Below are 18022 nucleotides of genomic sequence, written 5' to 3' on the forward strand. Positions count from 1 at the left end.
GGTCGAGAAACCTACGGCGTCATGAAGAGTCATCATCTCGGTGGCCGGATCCTGACCGTGAACACACGGGTGTCCTGGGCCGGTTTCCCTATATCCAACGCCAGCAAGCTGGAGATCACCGGAGGGCTCGAGTCCAGCGCCGACGAGCCCTCCACCACCACATCGACGATGAGACGCTCCATCGCGCTCACCCTTCCCTGCGGCGTGCTTCTCCGGTGAGGGCGCTCAGGGCGCCTCGCACGAGACGCGGTGGACAGGCGCCTCGGCCCCCTCGCCGATCGTCACGTAGTCCCACCCGCCGGGCACCCACGCGATCGCTTCCCCCTGGTCTTCCTCGGCCGCCGGCAGCTCGCACGGCGCTCCGGCGAGCGCCTGCGCCACGGTCTGGTCCTGCGTCATTGGATAGAAGAAAACGTGTGTGTAGGTGCGGAGCAGCACGCCGGCGCCGGCCGGGTGCACATCGCCCCCCGTGAAGCGCGGGCTCCCCGTCGGCGCCTCGATCGAGCCCGCCCGGACGAGCGTCGCCGTCCCGGCGTCGGCGGCGGGCCGCGACGGCAGCTCGTAGACGCCCGCTGCGCCCTTTTTCTTTCCCTTGACCTTCGTCACCAGGGTGATCGCCCCGGTGACGGGGTGCACGAGCAGCGTCTCCGCGTTGTGGCTCCCGTCGGGGTACGCGAACGGGATCGCGCGCGCGGCGAGCGCGCGCGGCGCTCCCCCGAGGGCGTCGGGCTCCTTCACCTCGTAGATCGCATAGCCGCGGCGCTCGCGATCGTTGTCGCCGATATCACCGAAGAACAGGCAGCTCCCCCCGCCGGCGCCGCACGGGCCGCGCGCGGCGTCCTCCCAGTCGACCGCGGTCGCGCCCGGCACCTGGAGCTCGCCGCGCAGCGCGCCGTCGCCCCCGACCGCGAAGAAGCGGGGACCGTCGCCGGAGTCGTTGTGGAGGTAGAGCGCGTCCGGGTGCGCCCCGCCCGCGACGACGCCCGAGCACTCGTCGAGATCGCCCCGCGGCAGCGCGCCGACCCGCGCCACCGGACCGCAACGCGGGCAGCCGGAGGTCCGCAGCGCGCCCGGCGGCGGAGCCGAGCCCCGGCAGCCCGACACGACGAGCGCCAGCGCCAGCCCGAGCCCTGCGGAGCGCCGAGCCAGCGCTGCCGCTGTAACTGTGCGCATCGAATGGAATCGGCGGTGAAAGCGCGGCAATCTCGGGGTCTTGCGATGGATTCCGCTTGCAGCGCTCGGCTTGTTTTGTGTCATTATAACTGTTGTACAGTAACAATTTCGTGAAGCTCGCGGCGGCGCTGCGAGCTTCACCTTGGCCATCGAGACCCGCGGCCCGCGGGCCTCACCTTGACCATCGAGGCCCGCGGCGGCGCCGCGGGCCTCGCCTTCACGCTCGAGGAGGGCGGAGTCTTGGACCTCATCGAACGATACGAGTTCAAGTACCTGGTGCCCGAGCGGCTCGTCCCGGAGATCCGGGCAACGGCCTGCGCGGTCGGCCGGCGGGACCGGTACGCGGACGAGCGGGGCGTGTACCGCATCCGCTCGCTCTACCTCGACACGAGCGGGTTCGATCTGTACTGGGCCAACGAGCGCGAGCAGCGCGATCGCTTCAAGGTGCGGGTGCGCTCCTACCCCGGGAAGAAGAGCCCGGTCTTCCTCGAGGTGAAGCGGCGCGTCCAGGATGTGATCGTCAAGTCGCGCGCGTCGGTGTCGGCGGACGGGTGGCAGGAGCTGGTCACGACCGGCAGCCCCGCGCTCCTCGACAAGCTCCCGCCTCACGTGCGCAAGGGCGCCGAGAAGTTCATCACCGCGGTCCACCGACACGATCTCCAGCCCAAGCTGCTCGTCGACTACGAGCGCGAGGCGTACGAGAGCACGCTCGACCGCTACGCGCGCATCACGTTCGACCGGAAGATCGCGTCCCAGCGCCGGGAGACGCTGGACCTCGAGGCGCCCCTGCGCGGCGGGTGGCGCCCCGTCGATCACCCCGTCCAGACCTCGACGTACGAGCCGGTCTGCGTCGTCGAGCTCAAGTTCGAGCGCAGGCCGCCCGCGTGGATGGTCGCGCTCGTGCGGCGCCTCGAGCTCGTCCGGCGCTCGTTCTCCAAGTACTGCTACGGCGTCACCGCGCAGCTCACGCTCCCGGAGGTGCGCGCGGCGCGGATCGAGGGAGGGCTCAGGGCGTGACGGATTTGCTGGCGACGCTCTCGCACGGCGGGGCGGTCGAATGGCGTAAGGCGCTCATCGCCCTGCTCGTCGCCTTCGGGCTCACGCAGGGCATCGCCGGCGTCTACATGCTCACGTTCCGCGGCCTCTCGTACTCGCGGACCGTGGTCCAGAGCATGGCGATGGGCAGCATCATCACGTGCACGCTGATGCTCGCGGTCGGCAACAACATCGCGGCCGGCATCGGGGTCGCGGGCGGCGTCACGGCGATCCGGTTCCGCACCACGATGCGCGACCCGCGCGACGTCGTGTTCGTCTTCGCGTCGCTCGCCATCGGCATGGCGAGCGGCGCGCAGGCCTACGGCGCGGCGATCGCCGGGGCCGGGATGTTCGCCGGCGCCTCGCTGCTCCTGCACTTCACCGGCTACGGATCGCGCCGGCAGCCGGACGGGCTGCTCAGGTTCGTCGCGCCGGCCGGGCAGGCGGGCGCGGACATCTCGGGTGCCATCACGAGCATCCTCCGCGAGCACTGCCGCAGCTTCTCCCTCGTGACGCTGCGCGAGGCCGCGCAGGGTACCGTCATGGAGCACGCCTACCAGATCAGCGTGCACCACCCCGAATCGCGTGTCCGCCTCGTGACGAGCCTGCAGGGCCTCCCCGGGGTGGAGGACGTGAGCCTGATGCTCCAGGAGCCGACGCTGGACCTCTGATGAACATCCCCGGGCGAATCCGATCCACGATCTCCTCCGCCGTCCCCGCGCTGACGATGCTGGGCACCCTCGGCCTCGCGGCGTGGCTCTACTCCTCCACCGGGCCGTCCGGCGGCATCGTCGCCTTCGCGCAGTCCGAGATCGAGGCGATCGCCGTGGTCGAGCCCGCGCGCGTGAAGTCGATCGACGTCGAGGTCGGGGCCGAGGTGGCCCCGGGTCAGGTGATCGTCACGTTCGACAGCGGCTCGATCGACGCCGAGCTCGCGCTGGCGCGCGCCGAGGAGGCGCGCCTCCAGGCGATGATCCCCGCGGAGCTCGCGCGGGTCGAGCAGGAGATCGCGACGAACATCGAGGGGATAGAGCGCGATCTCGCGCGCGAGGTAGAGGAGCAGCGCCGCGCGAGCGCCGAGGGCGAGGTCCTCGCCGGCGAGATCTCCCGCGTGAAGCGGATGATCGAGGACCGCCAGGCGAGCGCCGAGGAGCTGAGCGCGCTCGACGTCCAGCGCGCTGGTGTCGCGGCGGTCGCGAGCGAGAAGCCCCGCACCATCAAGCTCCTGCGCGCGCAGATCGCCGCGGCCGAGGAGCGCCGGCGGAAGGTGCGCGAGCAGGCGGGCCCGCAGATGGCGAAGATCGAGGCGGATCTCACGGTGGCGCGGCGGGAGATCGAGCAGCTCGAGCTCATGCGCGCGCAGGCCACGCTGCGCGCGACGCGCGCCGGGCGCGTCGCCGCGATCCGCAAGCGGCCGGGCGACGTGGCCATCCCGGGCGATCCGATCGTCGAGATCGTCAGCTCGCGGGGCCGGCTCGTCGCCTGCGTGCCGGAGCGCGCGGCGCTCGACGTCCAGGCGGGCGACGTCGCGAAGGCCTGGGTGCGCGGCGGGAGCGGGGCGCCGCTCATCGGCAGGGCCGTCACGGTCGGGCCGTCGGTGCTCGAGCTGCCGACGCGCTGCTGGCCTTCGCTGAACCTCCCCGCGTGGGGCCGCGACGTCCAGATCGAGCTCGATCAGCCGGCCGAGCTGCTCGCCGGCCAGGCGTTCGACGTCACCTTCGAGCGCCCGTCGTCGCCTGCCGTGCCGGGCTCGCCCGCCGTGCCCACGCTGCCCGCCGTGCCCGTCGCGCAGGCCGCGCCGCCCGCGCAGGGCGCGCCGCCCGCGCAGGGCGCGCCGGCGTCGCCGGTCGTGCCCGCGGCGGCGCCGCGCGCCGGCGCGGAGGCGCTCCGCATGGCGGTCCCGGCCGAGCTGCGGCAGCTGTCGCGCTTCGAGCCGTCCGGCGTCCTGCCCCGCCCCGCGGAGTCGCGTTACCTCCTCGTCAGCGACGACACGGGGCACAAGGGCGAGGGCGAGGGCGCGCCGTTGCTCTTCGCGATGTCCGCGACCGGCGCCGTCGCCGCGGAGCCGGTGCCGGTGAGCGGCGTGAAGGAGCTCGTCGACATCGAGTCGATCACGGCGGGCGACGGCGGCGACGTGTACCTCTTGTCGTCGCAGGGCTACAGCGCGAAGGGCAAGCGCAAGAAGGCGCGCACCGCGCTGCTCCGGCTGAAGCCGGACGGCCGGGGCTTCCGCGTCGACGCCGCGGCGTACCTCGCGGAGCTCCTCGACGCGGCGGGCCCTGGGGTCCTCGCGGGGCTCGGGCTGCCGGGCGGCACGCGCCCGCTCGAGATCGAGGGCATGACGTACCGGGACGGCGCGCTCTACTTCGGGCTCAAGTCGCCGCTCGACGCGCAGGGCAACGCGCTCATCTGGAAGCTCGACGCGCCGCGCGCGCTGCTCGAGAAGGGGCTCGACGGCGCCGGGCTCTCGCTCTGGGCGCGCGCGCGCGTCGACGTCGAGCTCAACGGCGCGCCGACGCCGGGCGGGATCTCCGATCTGTGCTTCCTCCCGGACGGGTCGCTCGCGATCACGTCGACGCCGTCGACCGCCGACGGCGACGCCGGGGCGCTCTTCCACGTGCTCCGCCCCGAGGCCGGCGTCCTCTCGCCGCGCCTCGTGCGGCGCTTCCCCGGCCTGAAGCCGGAGGGCGTCTCGCTGTCGCTGAAGGCAGGCAACCTGATGGTGGTGTTCGACGCCGGCGCCGAGGTGCCCTCGTTCCTGGAGCTCCCGTGGCAAGGTTGATCGGCGCGCGGGCGCTGCCGGCGCTGTCGATCATCGCGTGCCTCTCGCTCACGGCCTGCGCGGCGCCGGCGCGCCTCGAGGGGTCCGACCGCGCTGTCGCGCTCTACCGCGAGGCGCAAGCGCAGGCGAAGGCCAGGGCGGGCGCGCGCGGCGGCGCGGACCGCGGGTCGCGCGGGGCCGCGCCGCGCGAGCTCAGCGTGGACGACGCGGTGGCGCTGGCGAAGGAGCGGAGCTCGACGCTCGCGGCGGCGAGCGCGCGCGAGAGCGCGGCCCGCGCCCACATCGCCGCCGCGTCGGCGGGCACGTACAGGAACCCGGAGCTCCGGGTCTCGCAGATCCGCCTCGACCAGTACCTCGACCGCGTCCCGCGCCTCTCCGCGGGTGTCCGCGTGCGCCCGCCCCGGCCCGGCGAGGCCGGCGCGACCGCGGACGTCGCGCGCGCGGAGGCGGCCGGCGTGCGCGCGGAGGGTCGGATCGCGGAGCTCGAGCTCGAGGCCGAGGTGCGCTTGCTGTTCGACGAGGTGCTGCTGCTCGACGCCGAGCTCGAGGCGCTCGAGGCGGTCGCCGCGACGCGCCGCCGGCTCGCGGACGAGCAGCGGGCGCTCGCCTCCGCCAGGAACGGCACGGCCCTCGACGAGGCGATGGCGGCGCTGGCGGCCGCGGTGGCCACGGAGGACAGCGCCGAGCCGCGCGCGCGCCGCGAGGCGGTGCGCGCGGCGCTCCTCGAGCGCGTCGGGATCGACCCCGCCGCGCCAGTGCGCCTCGTGGGCGAGCCGCTCGGGTCGGCGCCGCTCGTCGCGCTCCTGCCCGAGGAAGCGCTGATCGAGACCGCGCTGCGGAGCCGCCCGGAGATCGCGCTCGCGGCCGCCCAGCTCGACGCCGCGGACGCCGAGGGCTCGATCGCGCGCGGGCAGCGCTGGCCGTGGCTCTCGTTCATCGAGATCGGCTACGAGTTCTCGCCCGCCACGCGCGATCCGCTCGGCTGGACGCTCGAGGCCGGGCTCGAGCTGCCGCTGTTCGACACGTACTCGAGCGCCGTCGAGGCCGCGGCCGCGGATGCTGTCGCGGCCGAGCGCACGCTCGCCGCGGAGGTCCAGCGGATCGCGCGGGAGGTGCGCGATCGGCTCCGGGACGTGCGCGCGGCGGCGACGCTCGTCGAGGAGTTCAAGGCGCGCGCGCTCCCGGCCGCCGAGCGGGCCGGGGCGGAGGTCGCGCGCGCGCTCGACAGCCGGCAGATCGACGTGATGGAGGCGCTGGACCTCGACAAGCGCCGCGCCGACGCGCAGGTCAAGCTCCTGCGCCTCGTGCGCAACTACCGCGAGGCGCTGGCCGAGTTGCGCACCGTGGTCGGCGGCCCGATCGCGGCGCCCGGGCCGGCCGCCCGGCGCTGAGCGCCGGGGCGGCGCGCGACCGCCCGGCGCTGAGCGCCGGGGCGGCGCGCGACCGCCCCGGCGCCGAGCGCCAGGGCGGCGCGCCCTGCGATTCAGAGCAAGCTCAGCGCAAGCGCGCAGCCGCGCGAGGGAGGCCCCCGAGGGGGCCTCGGCCCGCTTCACGGCCAGGGGTTGGAGGTGAAGCTCGCGGAGACGTTGCGGTTGTCGGTCGCCGTGAACACCACCCGCGTGCCGGCGGGGACCTCCCGGCTGATGGCGAACTCGCCGTCGCCCCACGACTGGCGCTCGAGAGTGTGCGTCGTGTTGTTCACCCGGGCGGTGACGCGGGTGATGCTGTAGCCCGGCTCGGTCACCTTCACCTGGATCCACCACCGGTTGATGTTCGGGGACACGGAGAACTGGAATCCCGAGGTCGTGGAGCCGCCGCCACCACCGCCGCCGCCGCCGCCCGAGCCGCCGCTGCCTCCCGTCCCGCTGCTGCTGCTGCTGGTCGTGCTGGAGCTGCTGCCGCCGCCCGAGCCGCCGCTGCCCTCCAGCATCCTCGCCTTGACCCACCTGCCCGACTCGGTGAGCTTCGAGTCATCCCAGTTTCCTGTGGTGCTGGCGCCGGGGACGAGCGCGGAGGCGGTCTCGTTCTTGTCGAACAGCGACCAGTTGGCCCAGCTGATCTTGTTGGCGTTCAGGAAGTTCATCCAGTTCTGGGATTCGGGCAGGTTGAGCCCGGTGTTCCCGGAGGCGTCGCAGGTGCCGAACTCGGTGACGAACAGGGCGAGGCCCTTGTCCATCGCCGTCCGCGCCTTGGCGCGCAGGCTCTCCCTGTGCGTGTTGGCGTAGAAGTGCAGGGTATAGGCGATGTTCGTGAACCCGGTGATCGGGTCGTTGGCGGCGATGTCCACGTCCTGCGACCAGGTCGGCGTGCCGACGATGATCACGTTGTTCGAGCCCGCGTTGCGGATCGTGCGGATCACGTCGGTGGCGTAGGACTTGATCGTGCTCCAGGACTCGTTGTCCGGCTCGTTGTAGATCTCGAACAGGACGTTGGGCCGGTTCCCGTACGTCGTCGCCATTTCCCGGAAGAACTCCTGGGCCTGCGCCTTGTGGTCCTGGGCGCTGTGATCGTGCCAGTCGATGATCACGTAGATGCCCCTGGCGATCGCCGCGTCGACGACGGCCTTCACCCTGTTCTTCTCGGCCGTCGGGTTCGTGAGGTACCCGCCCGACTCGATGCCCATCGCGGCGCGGACGACGGTCGCGCCCCAGCTGTCCGCGATCGAGTTGACGACACTCGCGTTGTAGAACGAGCCGCCCCACTGGCTCCAGAACAGGCTCATGCCCCGGAGCTGGACGGGCGCGTTGTGCTGGTCCCGCAGCTCCCTTCCCACGATCTGGAGCTTTCCGTGCGCGTCCACCGGCCGCGCGCTCGCCGCGAACGCCCCCTCGTCCGTGAGCTCGCCCTCGACGACCTCGCCCTGCCCCACGTCCTCCGACGGCGCCACGCAGCCACACAGCGTGACCACCTGCGCCGCGGCGACGCACAACCCGAGCCGGAGGCCCGATCCCATCAGCATCCCGAGAAACGAGCTCTTCATCGTATCCTCCCGAAGGAGCCGGAGCTGGCGAGTCAGGGCAAGACAGCACACGGCGACGCGCGCTCCAGACCTCCCCACGGCGCAGCAGGACCTGATCCGGGATCAGGCGCCGAGCGGACGCGGTGAAGCCGCAGAGGGCGAACGTCGCGGGGAGCCGTCCGCGAGGTGCCGACGCGCGACCAGTCCCTGGCTAAGTAACGTTGAAAGCGCCCGCAGCCCCGGAGACGCCCCCCGGGCGCGGGAAACGAAGCATGGGATGTCTATTAGCACATTCCTGTCGCAACTCGGAAGATCAATTTCCAGGAGGTGCCATGTGCGACAGCGGCAGATTTTTCGATCGCGAGCGCGGATGTCGGGTCGAGGGATCCCGCGTTGCGTCATGTGACGATGTAGGGCGGGCACCTTCGGATCCTTGCGTTATCGCTCCGCTGCTCCGTGCTCGGCTGCTCCGATCCGCCGTTGCAGCCACCGGCTCCTCCGTTGAGCAAGCGCCGGCACCGTCGAGCAGCGCCTTGCCCAACCGTGCGCCTCGCCGCCGCACAAGTGCTCGGATCCACAAGCGGATCACACTGGCACCCGCGTTGCAATTCAGCCCGATCACGAAGGCGGGCGGGGTCGCTCCTGTGCTCGACAGGGCAGCTCCGCCGTCAGGTCGTGCGGCCGCAGGTGGCCGCAATGGCAGGAGTGGAGAAACGCATGAACACGAATCTGAACAACGGCTCGCTTCGTCGGGGTATCCGGTCTCTCCTCGCGCTGCTCCTCGCGGCCGCGGCGCCCGCGTGCGCCGCGGCGCCGGCGGAAGAGGCGGGCGAGGAGGCCAGGGACGAGCCCATCGAGGCGAGCGGCGAGGCGCTGCTCGGGCGCGACGCTTCGGGCTGGGCGTTCCATGACGGCACGCGGCTGCTCTCGTCGCGTTCGTTCAACTCGTCCGGGGGCGCGAACCGCCTGGCGAGCTCCGGAGTCGGGGTGTACACGATCACGTTCGACGGCCTGGGCGGCAGCGGCGGCAACGTCCAGGTGAACTCGACGGGCGGAGAGGGCCAGCGGTGCAAGGTGTCCTCGTGGCGGACCGTCGAGACGGACCTCCAGGTCCACATCCGCTGCCACACGGCGGCCGGCGTGGCGACGAGCTCGCCGTTCGTCGTCTCGTATGCTCGCTTCGCGGGGGGCACCGCGGTCTCGGACGCAGGGGCGTACGTGCTCATGGACCGTCCCGGCGGCGGCGCGCTCTCCAGCGCGTTCCAGTGGGGCGCGCCTGCGGCCGTCGCGCGGCTCGGCGCGGGCCGTTACACGATCACGCTCTCCGGGCAGGAGCGGGGCGGCGTCGCGCTCGTGACGGCGTACGGCACGGGGGCCGAGTACTGCAAGGCGCAGGGAATGCTGGGGCTGTTCGGGGACACGCACATCGACGTGGGCTGCTTCGGCCAGGGCGGCGCGCCGGCGGACACGCGGTTCTCGCTCCGGTACATCCGCGAGCCGCGCGAGGCGCCCTACGGCAGCGGCGGCTACGCGCTGGCGGACCAGCCGACGACGACGGACTACACGCCCGCGCTGCAGAGCCACCGCATCACGTCCGAGTGCAACGACAAGGTCGGGACGCTGGCCGCGCACCGGATCTCGCCCGGGCGATACCAGATCACGTACCCGGACATGGGCGGCCTCACGGGCGTCCCGGGCGGGGCGGCGCTGGCCACCGCGTTCGGGGCGGGGTCGGCGTACTGCAACGTGGTGGGCTGGGAGTTCCCTGCCGTGGACCGGGACGCGATCCGCGTCGGCATCCGGTGCTTCGACGCGAGCGGGGCGCTCGTGGATGCGGCGTTCTCGCAGGCGTACTTCTCGATGCTCTACCATATCTGCTGAGGCGGCGAGCTGTCCGGCAGACTGCGCGGTTCCGGGGACTGCGGTGCCTCCGGCAGACGGCCGTGATGCGGAATCGGCGGCGGAGCTGGCCGGTGTCAGCGCGGTTCTGGCGCGGGCGGGGTGCCGGTCCAGCGCAGGTCGGCGAGGATGGGGAGGTGATCCGAGCCGAGATCGGGGCCGATCCATGCGCGCTCGGTCGTCCAGCCCGGCCCGGCGAGCACGTGGTCGATGCGAACGCCGAACCAGCGCGTCCGCTTCGTCGCGCCGAACCCCAGGCCGGCGCGCGAGAACGCGTTCTCGAAGCCCGCCCAGAAGCGGCGGTAAATGGCGCTGTCCACGGGCATGTTGAGATCGCCGACGACGATGGCCGGATAGGGCGCCTCGTCCACCCACTGCCTCGCGAGCTCGGACTCCCACACGCGCAGCGCGATCACCCGGTCGTGCTCCGCTTCCTGCTTCCACAGGCCGTGCATCAGCGCCTCGATCGCCTCGCGGGGCGTCTCCAGGTGCAGGTTGAGGAAGCAGAAGGCGCGCGTCCCCGGGGGGACCTGCGCGTCGGGCTGCGGCGCCTCCGGCGCGCCGGGGCCGGGCGCGGCGGCCGGCGCTGCGACGGCCGCGCGGTCCGGCAGCGCGATCGCGTAGCGGACGATGGCGCCGTGGCCGCCCGCATTCCAGACATCGCGGCGGTCCCTCGACTCGGCCTGGAGGATACGATGCCGGCTCACCAGGCACATCCCGCGGTCGACGTGGACGAACCACCCCGGGAAGGCCGCTGTCAGCTCCGCCTCGGGCATGCCGCACTCTTGCAGCGCGAGCACGTCGGGCCGGGCCTCGGCCACGAAGCCCTTGAGCCGATCCACGCTCATGGGGCGGCTCCCCGTGTTGAAGGAGGCGACGCGCAGATCGCCGCGCCCCGCCCCGCCCACGAGCGCCCGGAGCGAGACGGTGAACCCGAGGATGGGCCCGACCACGATCAGCGACGCGAGGGCCGCCGGGACGAGGGCGCGGCGCTGCACGAGCAGCGCGGCGGGCACGATCGCGAGGAGCGGGAGCGCGATGACCTGGCGGGGACCGAAGAGGAAGAGCGTCGCCGGCCACCACCGGTCGCCCGCGATGGGCAAGGCGAGCCAGACAGCGACGACCCCGAGGAGGTAGAGCACGGCACTCGCGAGCACGACCGCCCGGAGCCGGCGCCAGCGCGGCGCAGGACGCGGGGCAGCGGGACGCCGCGCGTCGGAGGACACTTCCCTGGAGGAATCGCTCTGGCGCATCGCTGTGCTCCCGTGGGTGTGTACTTGCCGCCGTCAACGAGCGGGAGCGTCGAGGAGCGCACGCCGGAAGGCCGAAGCGGTCGCGGTCACGGCGCCAGGATACCCCGAACGCAGCCGCTGGCCCACACGACGGGGTCCGGCGCAGCCGCGGCAGCGGGCGCGAGGCTCCGGCGCGGGGCGCCAGCGCGGTCGCTCCCCGGGCCAGAAGGACGTCGGGGTCCCTCGGGTTGCGCGCGCTGCCGAAGCCGAGTGTAACCTGCGCTACAGTCCGACGTTCGGATGGCTCGCCGGGTTGAATTTCAATTCAGCCTCCGGGCTCTCGGGAGGCTCCGGGTTGAATTTCAATTCTCCCCGAGCCTGCCGGAAGGCTCCGGGTTGAATTTCAATTCACCCCGGGGCTCCCGGAAGGCTCCGGGTCGAATTCTTGCTTCGCCGGCAAGCCGCCCTCCCGGGCCTTCCACGGTGCTCGTGATGCCGTTCGGAACGAACGCGCAGCGTGCCGTGACCCCGGAGTGAGCGAGCGCCTCTTCGGGCACGGCAAGGGCACCCGATGCGCAGGAGATCTCGCTGATGGCATCGAAAGAGGAGCCATGACGGCGCCGGCTGGACTAACATCGTCCGCGATGACCGCTGCGTCCACGTGGAAGCGTGCCCCCGCGGCAGCTCGACCGCGGGCGCAGCGCGCGATGCGCATCGAGGGCTCCGCCTCGATCGGGCCCGCGGGCCGCGCGGAGGAGGAGGCATGGGCATCCGACCGTACGTCGTTCGGCAGGGCGATTACCTGACCCAGCTCGCACACCGGCGGGGCTTCTCCGCCGAGAGGGTGTGGGAGCACCCTTCGAACGAGGCGCTGCGAAGAAAGCGGCCGAGCCCTGAGATCCTTCAGCCCGGCGACGTCCTCTACCTGCCCGACGCGCCCGAGACCGAGGGCTCGCTGCCGCTCACGACCGGCGGCCAGAACCGGTTCACCGCGCGGGTCCCGACGGTCGAGATCAAGCTGATCCTCAAGCGCGCCGACGGCACGCCCGTCGCGGACGAGCCGTTCCGCGTGACGGGCACGGGGCCGGAGCCGTTCGAGAGCACCACCGACGGCGCCGGGCTCGCGCTCTTCCCGGTGCCTGCGCACCTGGAGGAGGTGAGCGTCTCCCTCGACGGGGTGGGCCTTCGCTACCGGGTACGCATCGGACACATGGATCCCGCCGACGAGCCGAGCGGCATCATCAAGCGCCTCGCGCACCTCGGCTACCTCCCGACGCTCGAGGTCGGCGAGGCGGGGCCGTCCTCCGGCGAGTTGACCGACGCTGTCGCGGCTTTCCAGGAGGCGCACGGGCTCGCCGTGACAGGCACGCTCGATGACGCCACGCGCGACGCGATCGTACAGGCGCACGGCTCCTGAGGTGAATCGATGGACACAGCGCGAGCGCCTCGGCTCGACGGCGCATCATCCATCGACACGCACCCCAGCTCCTGCAAACGTCGCAAGACACCGAACCAAGGTCCACTCCAGGCAGCCACGATCACCCTATGACCGCCGAACGCATCACACAGGAGCTCGCGGAAGCGATCGCGCGCGTAGCGAGGGAGGAGCTCCGCTGGTGGAACAACATCTTCCAACCACCCGAGCGGCATCCGTCGTATTCCGCATCGAACCAGGCCCCTGAAGAAGCCGCGCTCCTCAGAGGGCGACCGTTCCCGAGCGATGGCCACACGGACGAGGCGCGAGCGCCAGAAGGGGGCGGTGGGCCGCTCGTGGCGATAGACGCCGGCGCCCACGCGAGAATCCTGGGCCCCCAGGGCTACTGGAACACGATAGGCATCTCCGCGAGCAGCATCGGCACCGCGTGGAGCAGCGCATTCATCTGCTATTGCGTATGGATGGGCTGGCAGGCGACCCCAGAACACCCCCGGATCATGCCGCTGGGAAGGCGAGGGTTCGGCGCGCACATCGGCTACACAAAAGCAGCTCTCCGCGCGCGCCAGAACTACAGATACAAGGCGTCTCGACCGAACACCAACAGCATTCGAGTAGGCGACATCATCGTCAGGAATCGGCTACGGTCGGACGGACAGCTCGAAGACGTGACCTACGACACCATCCCGCAAGCGAGCAGATCGGCGAGCACGCACGGCGACATCGTCATCGCCGTCGATGGAAGCTGGGCGTGGGTGGTCGGGGGCAACTTGATGGTCTTCGACCGAAGAGAGATCGCGACCCGCGGCGATCCGAACGACACCATAGATTCGGTGCGCCTCCGATGTTACGCCCTCGACAACGATGGCAAGCTGATACGAACAGCGCGCAAAGCAACGACGCACCACGAGGACGCAACAGGCGCCACACCGACATTCTTTGTAAACACCAAGACCGAACACCAGGCGGTCTTCACCGTACTGAGCCTGTACCCTGTCCAGCAGGAGCCGACCACGGTCCATGCGGCGCCCAATCAGCCTACCACGCACGTGGAATCACCGCGGCTAGCGCGAGGATACTACATGAGGATGCAGACCGGTCGAGACCGGTCCGACATCGACAGATCAAGGGACATCCTCGAGGGACGCGGCGTTCGTAGGGACCGGATGCACCTCGTGCCTGAGGGGACGAGAACCGTACTTTACGTCGGCCCCTTCGACTCGGAGGAGGCGGCGCGAAGCGAGCGCGACGACCTGTTGAACAGACTCGATGGCGAAGAGAGACGGCGGTTTCCTGGTACCATCGTTCGTCAATTCCGCTGAGCGCGACAGCGCTCCAGCGCGCTCACCGGGGGGCGACTCCTCGGCCTCGATCCGCCTGGCGCGGTGTCATGTACGGCTGGGCTGCGCTCGCTGCGCCGGCGCCGTCTTCTTCGTGGGCGCTGCCTTCTGCGCCGGCGCCGTCTTCTTCGTGGGCGCTGCCTTCTGCGCCGGCGCCGTCTTCTTCGTGGGCGCTGCCTTCTGCGCCGGCGCCGCTTTCTTCGCGGGCGCTGCCTTCTGCGCCGGCGCCGCTTTCTTCGTGGGCGCTGCCTTCTGCGCCGGCGCCGCTTTCTTCGCGGGCGCTGCCTTCTGCGCCGGCGCCGCTTTCTTCGCGGGCGCTGCCGCATTGCTCCCCGCCGCTTTCTTCGCGGGCGCTGCCGCATTGCTCCCCGCCGCTTTCTTCACGGGCGATGCCTTCTTCCCCGGCGCTGCCGCCTTCGCCCCCGCCGCTTTCCTCGCCAGCGCCGCGTTCTGTGCCGGCGCCGCCTTCTGCGCCGAGGCCCTCTCCATCGCCCCCTTCTTTCCCGCAGCGGCGACCTTCCTCTCCTCAGCCGCCCCTTTCTTCTCTGCCGCCGCCGCCTTCACGGCCGCCCCTTTCTTCCCCGCCGCGGCGGCCTCCACGGCCGCCCCCTTCTTCCCCGCAGCCGCTCCCTTCTTCCCCGCAGCCGCTCCCTTCACGGCCGCTCCCTTCTTCCCCGCAGCCGCTCCCTTCACGGCCGCTCCCTTCTTCCCCGCGGCGGCCTTCTCCTTCGCTCCTCCCCTGCCCGCAGCGCCTTCCACCGCCCCCTTCTTCCCCGCGGCGACCTTCTCCTTCGCTCCTCCCCTGCCCGCAGCGCCTTCCACCGCCCCCTTCTTCCCCGCCGCCGCGGCCTTCTTCGCTCCGCCCTTGCCCGCCGCGCCGTCCCGCGCCCCCTTCTTCCCCGCCGCCGCAGCCCCGCCGCCCAGCAACTGCAGCGCCCGCTTCGGCGCCACCGAGCGGTAGCTCTCCTCGATCCACTCGATCAGCATCGCCTCGGGCACCTTGTCCTTCGGTCCGAAGCGCGCCGTCACCCACCCGCTCTTGCCCAGGTTGTACCCGGTCGGCTCCGCGAACGGCAGCATGAGCGCGGCCTCGCCCGACTCGGGGAGCTTGGCGGTCACCGTGAGCTTCCCCTCGTGCGTGTTGAGGAAGACGAAGATCTTCCCGCGCACCTTGGCGACACGGTCGCCCCAGGGGAACTCCTCCACCGCCTCGGGATAGGCCAGCGCGGCGTCGCGCAGGCGCGCAAGGATGGGCGTGAACCTCGCGTCGTCGTTCGTCATGCTCATCCGGCGAGCCTAGAGCGCTCGCCCGATCGCGTAAAGCCGGAGCCGCGCGCCGCCTCAGGGGCCGAGCGGCTCGATCCCGAAGGTCACCTTCACGTCCACCGAGACCCTTTGCCTGCCCACGAGGAGGTCCTCACCGGCCATCCCCATCTTGCCAGCCACGAGGCGCGCAGGAGCGGACGACGACTCGTCCTCCTGGATCTGAAGCGGCCCCACGATCCTGAGGCCCGCCACCTCGCAGTAGGTGCGCGCCCTCGACAGCGCGTCCTCGTACGCGTTCTTCCGGGCCGCCGTCCGGTACGGCTCGATATCGGAGATCTCGAGGTTGGGCCCCTCGATCCTCGTCGCCCCGGCCGCCACGAGCTCGTCGAACAGCGGCGCCACCTCGGTCAGCTCACGGACGCGGAAAGACAGGCGACCCTCCACGTAAAAGCCTTCACGCGCCGCGCCGTGGCGGTGCTCCTTGTAATACTCACCCAGCGTGAAGCGGGAAGAGCGCATGTCGTCCCCCCGGACACCCGCCTTGCGGATCACGGCGGAGATCCTCTCCATCGTGGCCGTGTACGTCGCCCGCGCGTTCGTCGCCTGCGGGTCGACCACCCGACACTGCACCTCCAGGACCGAGACGTCAGGAATCGCGTAGACGAACCCGTGCCCGCTCACTTCGATCGTCCTCATGCGCTCCGCCCTCCACCGAGGCCCGCCGGCCCCGCCATCAACCCACGTGCGAGCCAGGCTACCATGGCCCGCCACACGCGGCACACGCGCTGTCCCGAGACGGCGGGACGCGCGCTCTCGGGGTGCGGCGCCGATCTGTCCAGCATCGCCCCCCGTCGACGCTGGAGAGCGCATCGCGCGCGCTCGCTCGCTGACTTTCCCGGAGCCATCCTGTAGGGTGGGCCCCACAGGAGCTGCCCATGTTTTCGCTCGAGAACCGTGTTCAGGAGTACGCCTGGGGCTCGCGGGACGCCATCGCGACGCTGCTCGGACAGGCCCCCTCCGGCAGGCCGCAGGCGGAGCTCTGGATGGGGGCCCACCCGGCGGCCTCGTCGAGCATCGAGCTCGACGGGCGCCGCGAGCGCCTCATCGACGCCATCGCCGACCGCGCGGGCGCCTTCCTCGGCGGCCCCACGGTCGATCGCTTCGGCGCGCGGCTCCCGTTCCTGCTCAAGGTGCTCGCGGCCGATCAGCCCCTGTCGCTCCAGGCGCACCCGGACGAGGCGCAGGCGCGGCGCGGGTTCGACGCGGAGAACGCGGCGGGCATCCCCGTCGACGCCCCCGAGCGCACCTACCGCGACCCGCACCACAAGCCCGAGCTCATCTGCGCGCTCACCCCGTTCGACGCGCTCTGCGGCTTCCGGCCGGCCGACGCCCTGCCCGAGGTCTTCGCGCTCCTCGCCGGCGGCCCGGCCCAGGCGCTCGTCCCGCGCGGCGCCGCGCCCGTCGACGCGGCCGCCGTCGCGCGGCTCGTCCAGGGCCTCCTCGGGCTCGACGCGGCGGCGCGGCGGGAGGTCGTCGCCTCGGTGGTCGAGGCGTGTCGGGCGCGCGCGCAGGCGGGCGGGTGGCTCGCGCGGGCCTGCGGGTGGGCGCTCCGCCTGCACGAGCTCTACCCGGGCGACGTCGGCGTCGCGATCGCGCTCCTCCTCAACGACGTGCACCTCGAGCCGGGCGAGGCGCTGTACCTGCCGCCGCGCCGCCTGCACGCCTACGTGCGCGGGGTCGGGATCGAGATCATGGCGAGCTCCGACAACGTGCTTCGCGGCGGCCTCACGCCGAAGCACATCAACGTCGACGAGCTCGTGCGCGTGCTCGACTTCTCCCCGTGGCGCGTCGAGCCCGTCGCGCCGCGCCGGGTCGGCGTGGAGTCGTTCTACGACACCCCGGCGCCGGAGTTCCGGCTCTCCCGCATCGATCTCGACGCCGCGTCCGGCTGGCGGACGGACGACCGGCGAGGCCCCGAGATCGTGCTGTGCACCCGGGGACAGGCGTCGCTCGCCGACGCGCGCGGCGCCGTCCGCGAGCTCGGCCAGGGCCAGTCCGCCTTCGTCCCGTTCGCCTCCGGGAGCTACGCCATCGAGGGAGAAGGCCAGCTCTTCCGCGCCACCGTCGGCCTCTGAGGCCCGGACACGGACGACACGGCGCGTGAGGGGCTGCTCCGGCGCTCAGCGCGGATCGAGGACCCCAGGAGAGGGCGCGCATCCCGAGAGAGGCTATCATCGGACGGGGCCCGTGAAGAACGGAGTCCGTGAAGGCGTCGCGCGGGCCCGCGGGAGGGACGAGCGCGCGGCGCCGCGCAGGAGGCGGCATGCAACTCTCCCCCACGTCCATCGAGGTCCGTCGCGCCGAGGGCGCCGACGTCGCCGAGGTCCACGCGCTCATGCGGGCCTACTACGCCGAGGACGAATACCCCTTCTCTCCGGATCGCGCGCTCGCGGCGCTGAGCGCCCTCGTCGCGGACCGCTCGCTCGGGGACGTATGGGTCCTCGTCGCCGGGGGCGAGGTGGCCGGCTATTGCGCCGTCGGGTTCGGCTTCTCGCTCGAGTTCCACGGGCGGGACGCGTTCGTCGACGAGCTGTACGTCCGGCCCGAGGCGCGCGGGCGCGGCCACGCGGCGCGGCTCCTCGACAGCGCGGAGCAGGGCTGTCGCGAGGCGGGCGTGCGCGCCCTCCACCTCGAGGTCGAGCCGGACAAGGCGGAGACGTACGCGTGGTATCGCCGCCGCGGCTTCGCCGACCACGAGCGCCGGCTCATGACGAAATGGCTCGCACCTGGGCCAAAGTACGAAGGGTAGTCCCGTGCCGCCGGGTGGTGCTGCGGGACGATCCAGGGCACGCTGCGGCGGCATACCACCGCTGGGCGCAGCGGCTCGCAGTGCTCCGATGTGAG

The 18022-nt window shown here is 72.1% G+C and carries 15 protein-coding genes; 9 read left to right on the forward strand and 6 right to left on the reverse strand.

Going from position 1 to position 18022, the window contains the following annotated elements:
* Positions 1 to 32: 32 nt before the first annotated feature.
* Positions 33 to 182 carry a hypothetical protein gene (locus WMF24_RS24590; RefSeq protein ID WP_437729807.1) on the reverse strand — a complete coding sequence of 50 codons (150 nt, stop codon included), beginning with the start codon at positions 180 to 182 and terminating at the stop codon, positions 33 to 35.
* Positions 183 to 225: 43 nt separating this feature from the next.
* Entirely contained in the window at positions 226 to 1173 is a 948-nt protein-coding gene (locus WMF24_RS24595; protein WP_437729808.1) for a hypothetical protein, read from the reverse strand.
* A 177-nt stretch (positions 1174 to 1350) separates the two neighbouring features.
* On the opposite strand from WMF24_RS24595, the gene WMF24_RS24600 reads away from it, so the two are divergent.
* From WMF24_RS24600 to WMF24_RS24615, 4 genes are read left to right on the forward strand one after another with little or no spacing between them, the layout of a single operon-like run.
* The gene (locus WMF24_RS24600) at positions 1351 to 2190 is read left to right on the forward strand and encodes a VTC domain-containing protein (RefSeq protein WP_437729809.1); all 840 of its coding nucleotides are present in this window, start codon (positions 1351 to 1353) and stop codon (positions 2188 to 2190) included.
* Entirely contained in the window at positions 2187 to 2879 is a 693-nt protein-coding gene (locus tag WMF24_RS24605) for a DUF4956 domain-containing protein (RefSeq protein ID WP_437729810.1), read from the forward strand. The genes WMF24_RS24600 and WMF24_RS24605 overlap by 4 nt, the downstream gene beginning before the upstream one ends.
* Positions 2879 to 4990 (forward strand): HlyD family efflux transporter periplasmic adaptor subunit, encoded by a 2112-nt coding sequence (locus WMF24_RS24610; protein WP_437729811.1) that lies wholly within the window; start codon positions 2879 to 2881, stop codon positions 4988 to 4990. The genes WMF24_RS24605 and WMF24_RS24610 overlap by 1 nt, the downstream gene beginning before the upstream one ends.
* Complete coding sequence (locus WMF24_RS24615; protein ID WP_437729812.1) at positions 4978 to 6381, forward strand: TolC family protein; 1404 nt, start codon at positions 4978 to 4980, stop codon at positions 6379 to 6381. The genes WMF24_RS24610 and WMF24_RS24615 overlap by 13 nt, the downstream gene beginning before the upstream one ends.
* A 158-nt stretch (positions 6382 to 6539) precedes the next feature.
* Here the strand turns inward: WMF24_RS24615 and WMF24_RS24620 are convergent, their stop codons facing one another.
* On the reverse strand, positions 6540 to 7970 hold the full coding sequence (locus WMF24_RS24620) for a glycoside hydrolase family 5 protein (RefSeq protein ID WP_437729813.1): 1431 nt from the start codon (positions 7968 to 7970) through the stop codon (positions 6540 to 6542).
* Between the two features lie 696 nt (positions 7971 to 8666).
* Between WMF24_RS24620 and WMF24_RS24625 the strand changes: the two genes are divergently transcribed.
* Positions 8667 to 9830 (forward strand): hypothetical protein, encoded by a 1164-nt coding sequence (locus tag WMF24_RS24625; RefSeq protein ID WP_437729814.1) that lies wholly within the window; start codon positions 8667 to 8669, stop codon positions 9828 to 9830.
* 95 nt (positions 9831 to 9925) lie between these two features.
* Here WMF24_RS24625 and WMF24_RS24630 read toward each other — a convergent pair whose 3' ends face one another.
* A complete protein-coding gene (locus WMF24_RS24630; protein ID WP_437729815.1) occupies positions 9926 to 11005 on the reverse strand; it encodes an endonuclease/exonuclease/phosphatase family protein in 1080 nt (359 codons plus the stop codon).
* Positions 11006 to 11843: 838 nt separating this feature from the next.
* Here WMF24_RS24630 and WMF24_RS24635 point away from each other — a divergent pair.
* Together WMF24_RS24635 and WMF24_RS24640 are read left to right on the forward strand one after the other, a co-directional pair.
* Complete coding sequence (locus WMF24_RS24635) at positions 11844 to 12497, forward strand: peptidoglycan-binding domain-containing protein (protein ID WP_437729816.1); 654 nt, start codon at positions 11844 to 11846, stop codon at positions 12495 to 12497.
* Between the two features lie 128 nt (positions 12498 to 12625).
* Entirely contained in the window at positions 12626 to 13834 is a 1209-nt protein-coding gene (locus WMF24_RS24640) for a DUF2272 domain-containing protein (RefSeq protein WP_437729817.1), read from the forward strand.
* 66 nt (positions 13835 to 13900) lie between these two features.
* Here the strand turns inward: WMF24_RS24640 and WMF24_RS24645 are convergent, their stop codons facing one another.
* Both WMF24_RS24645 and WMF24_RS24650 read right to left on the reverse strand, forming a co-directional pair.
* Complete coding sequence (locus WMF24_RS24645; RefSeq protein WP_437729818.1) at positions 13901 to 15139, reverse strand: MmcQ/YjbR family DNA-binding protein; 1239 nt, start codon at positions 15137 to 15139, stop codon at positions 13901 to 13903.
* 54 nt (positions 15140 to 15193) lie between these two features.
* The gene (locus tag WMF24_RS24650; protein ID WP_437729819.1) at positions 15194 to 15814 is read right to left on the reverse strand and encodes an SIMPL domain-containing protein; all 621 of its coding nucleotides are present in this window, start codon (positions 15812 to 15814) and stop codon (positions 15194 to 15196) included.
* Positions 15815 to 16053: 239 nt separating this feature from the next.
* Here WMF24_RS24650 and manA point away from each other — a divergent pair, with 239 nt between their 5' ends.
* Together manA and WMF24_RS24660 are read left to right on the forward strand one after the other, a co-directional pair.
* Positions 16054 to 17253: a mannose-6-phosphate isomerase, class I gene (gene manA / locus WMF24_RS24655; protein ID WP_437729820.1), complete on the forward strand. Its 1200-nt coding sequence runs from the start codon at positions 16054 to 16056 to the stop codon at positions 17251 to 17253.
* Positions 17254 to 17441: 188 nt separating this feature from the next.
* Entirely contained in the window at positions 17442 to 17927 is a 486-nt protein-coding gene (locus tag WMF24_RS24660) for a GNAT family N-acetyltransferase (RefSeq protein WP_437729821.1), read from the forward strand.
* Positions 17928 to 18022: the final 95 nt, after the last annotated feature.

It is taken from the genome of Sorangium sp. So ce1335 (genome assembly GCF_051521615.1).
Lineage (GTDB): Bacteria > Myxococcota_A > Polyangia > Polyangiales > Polyangiaceae > Sorangium.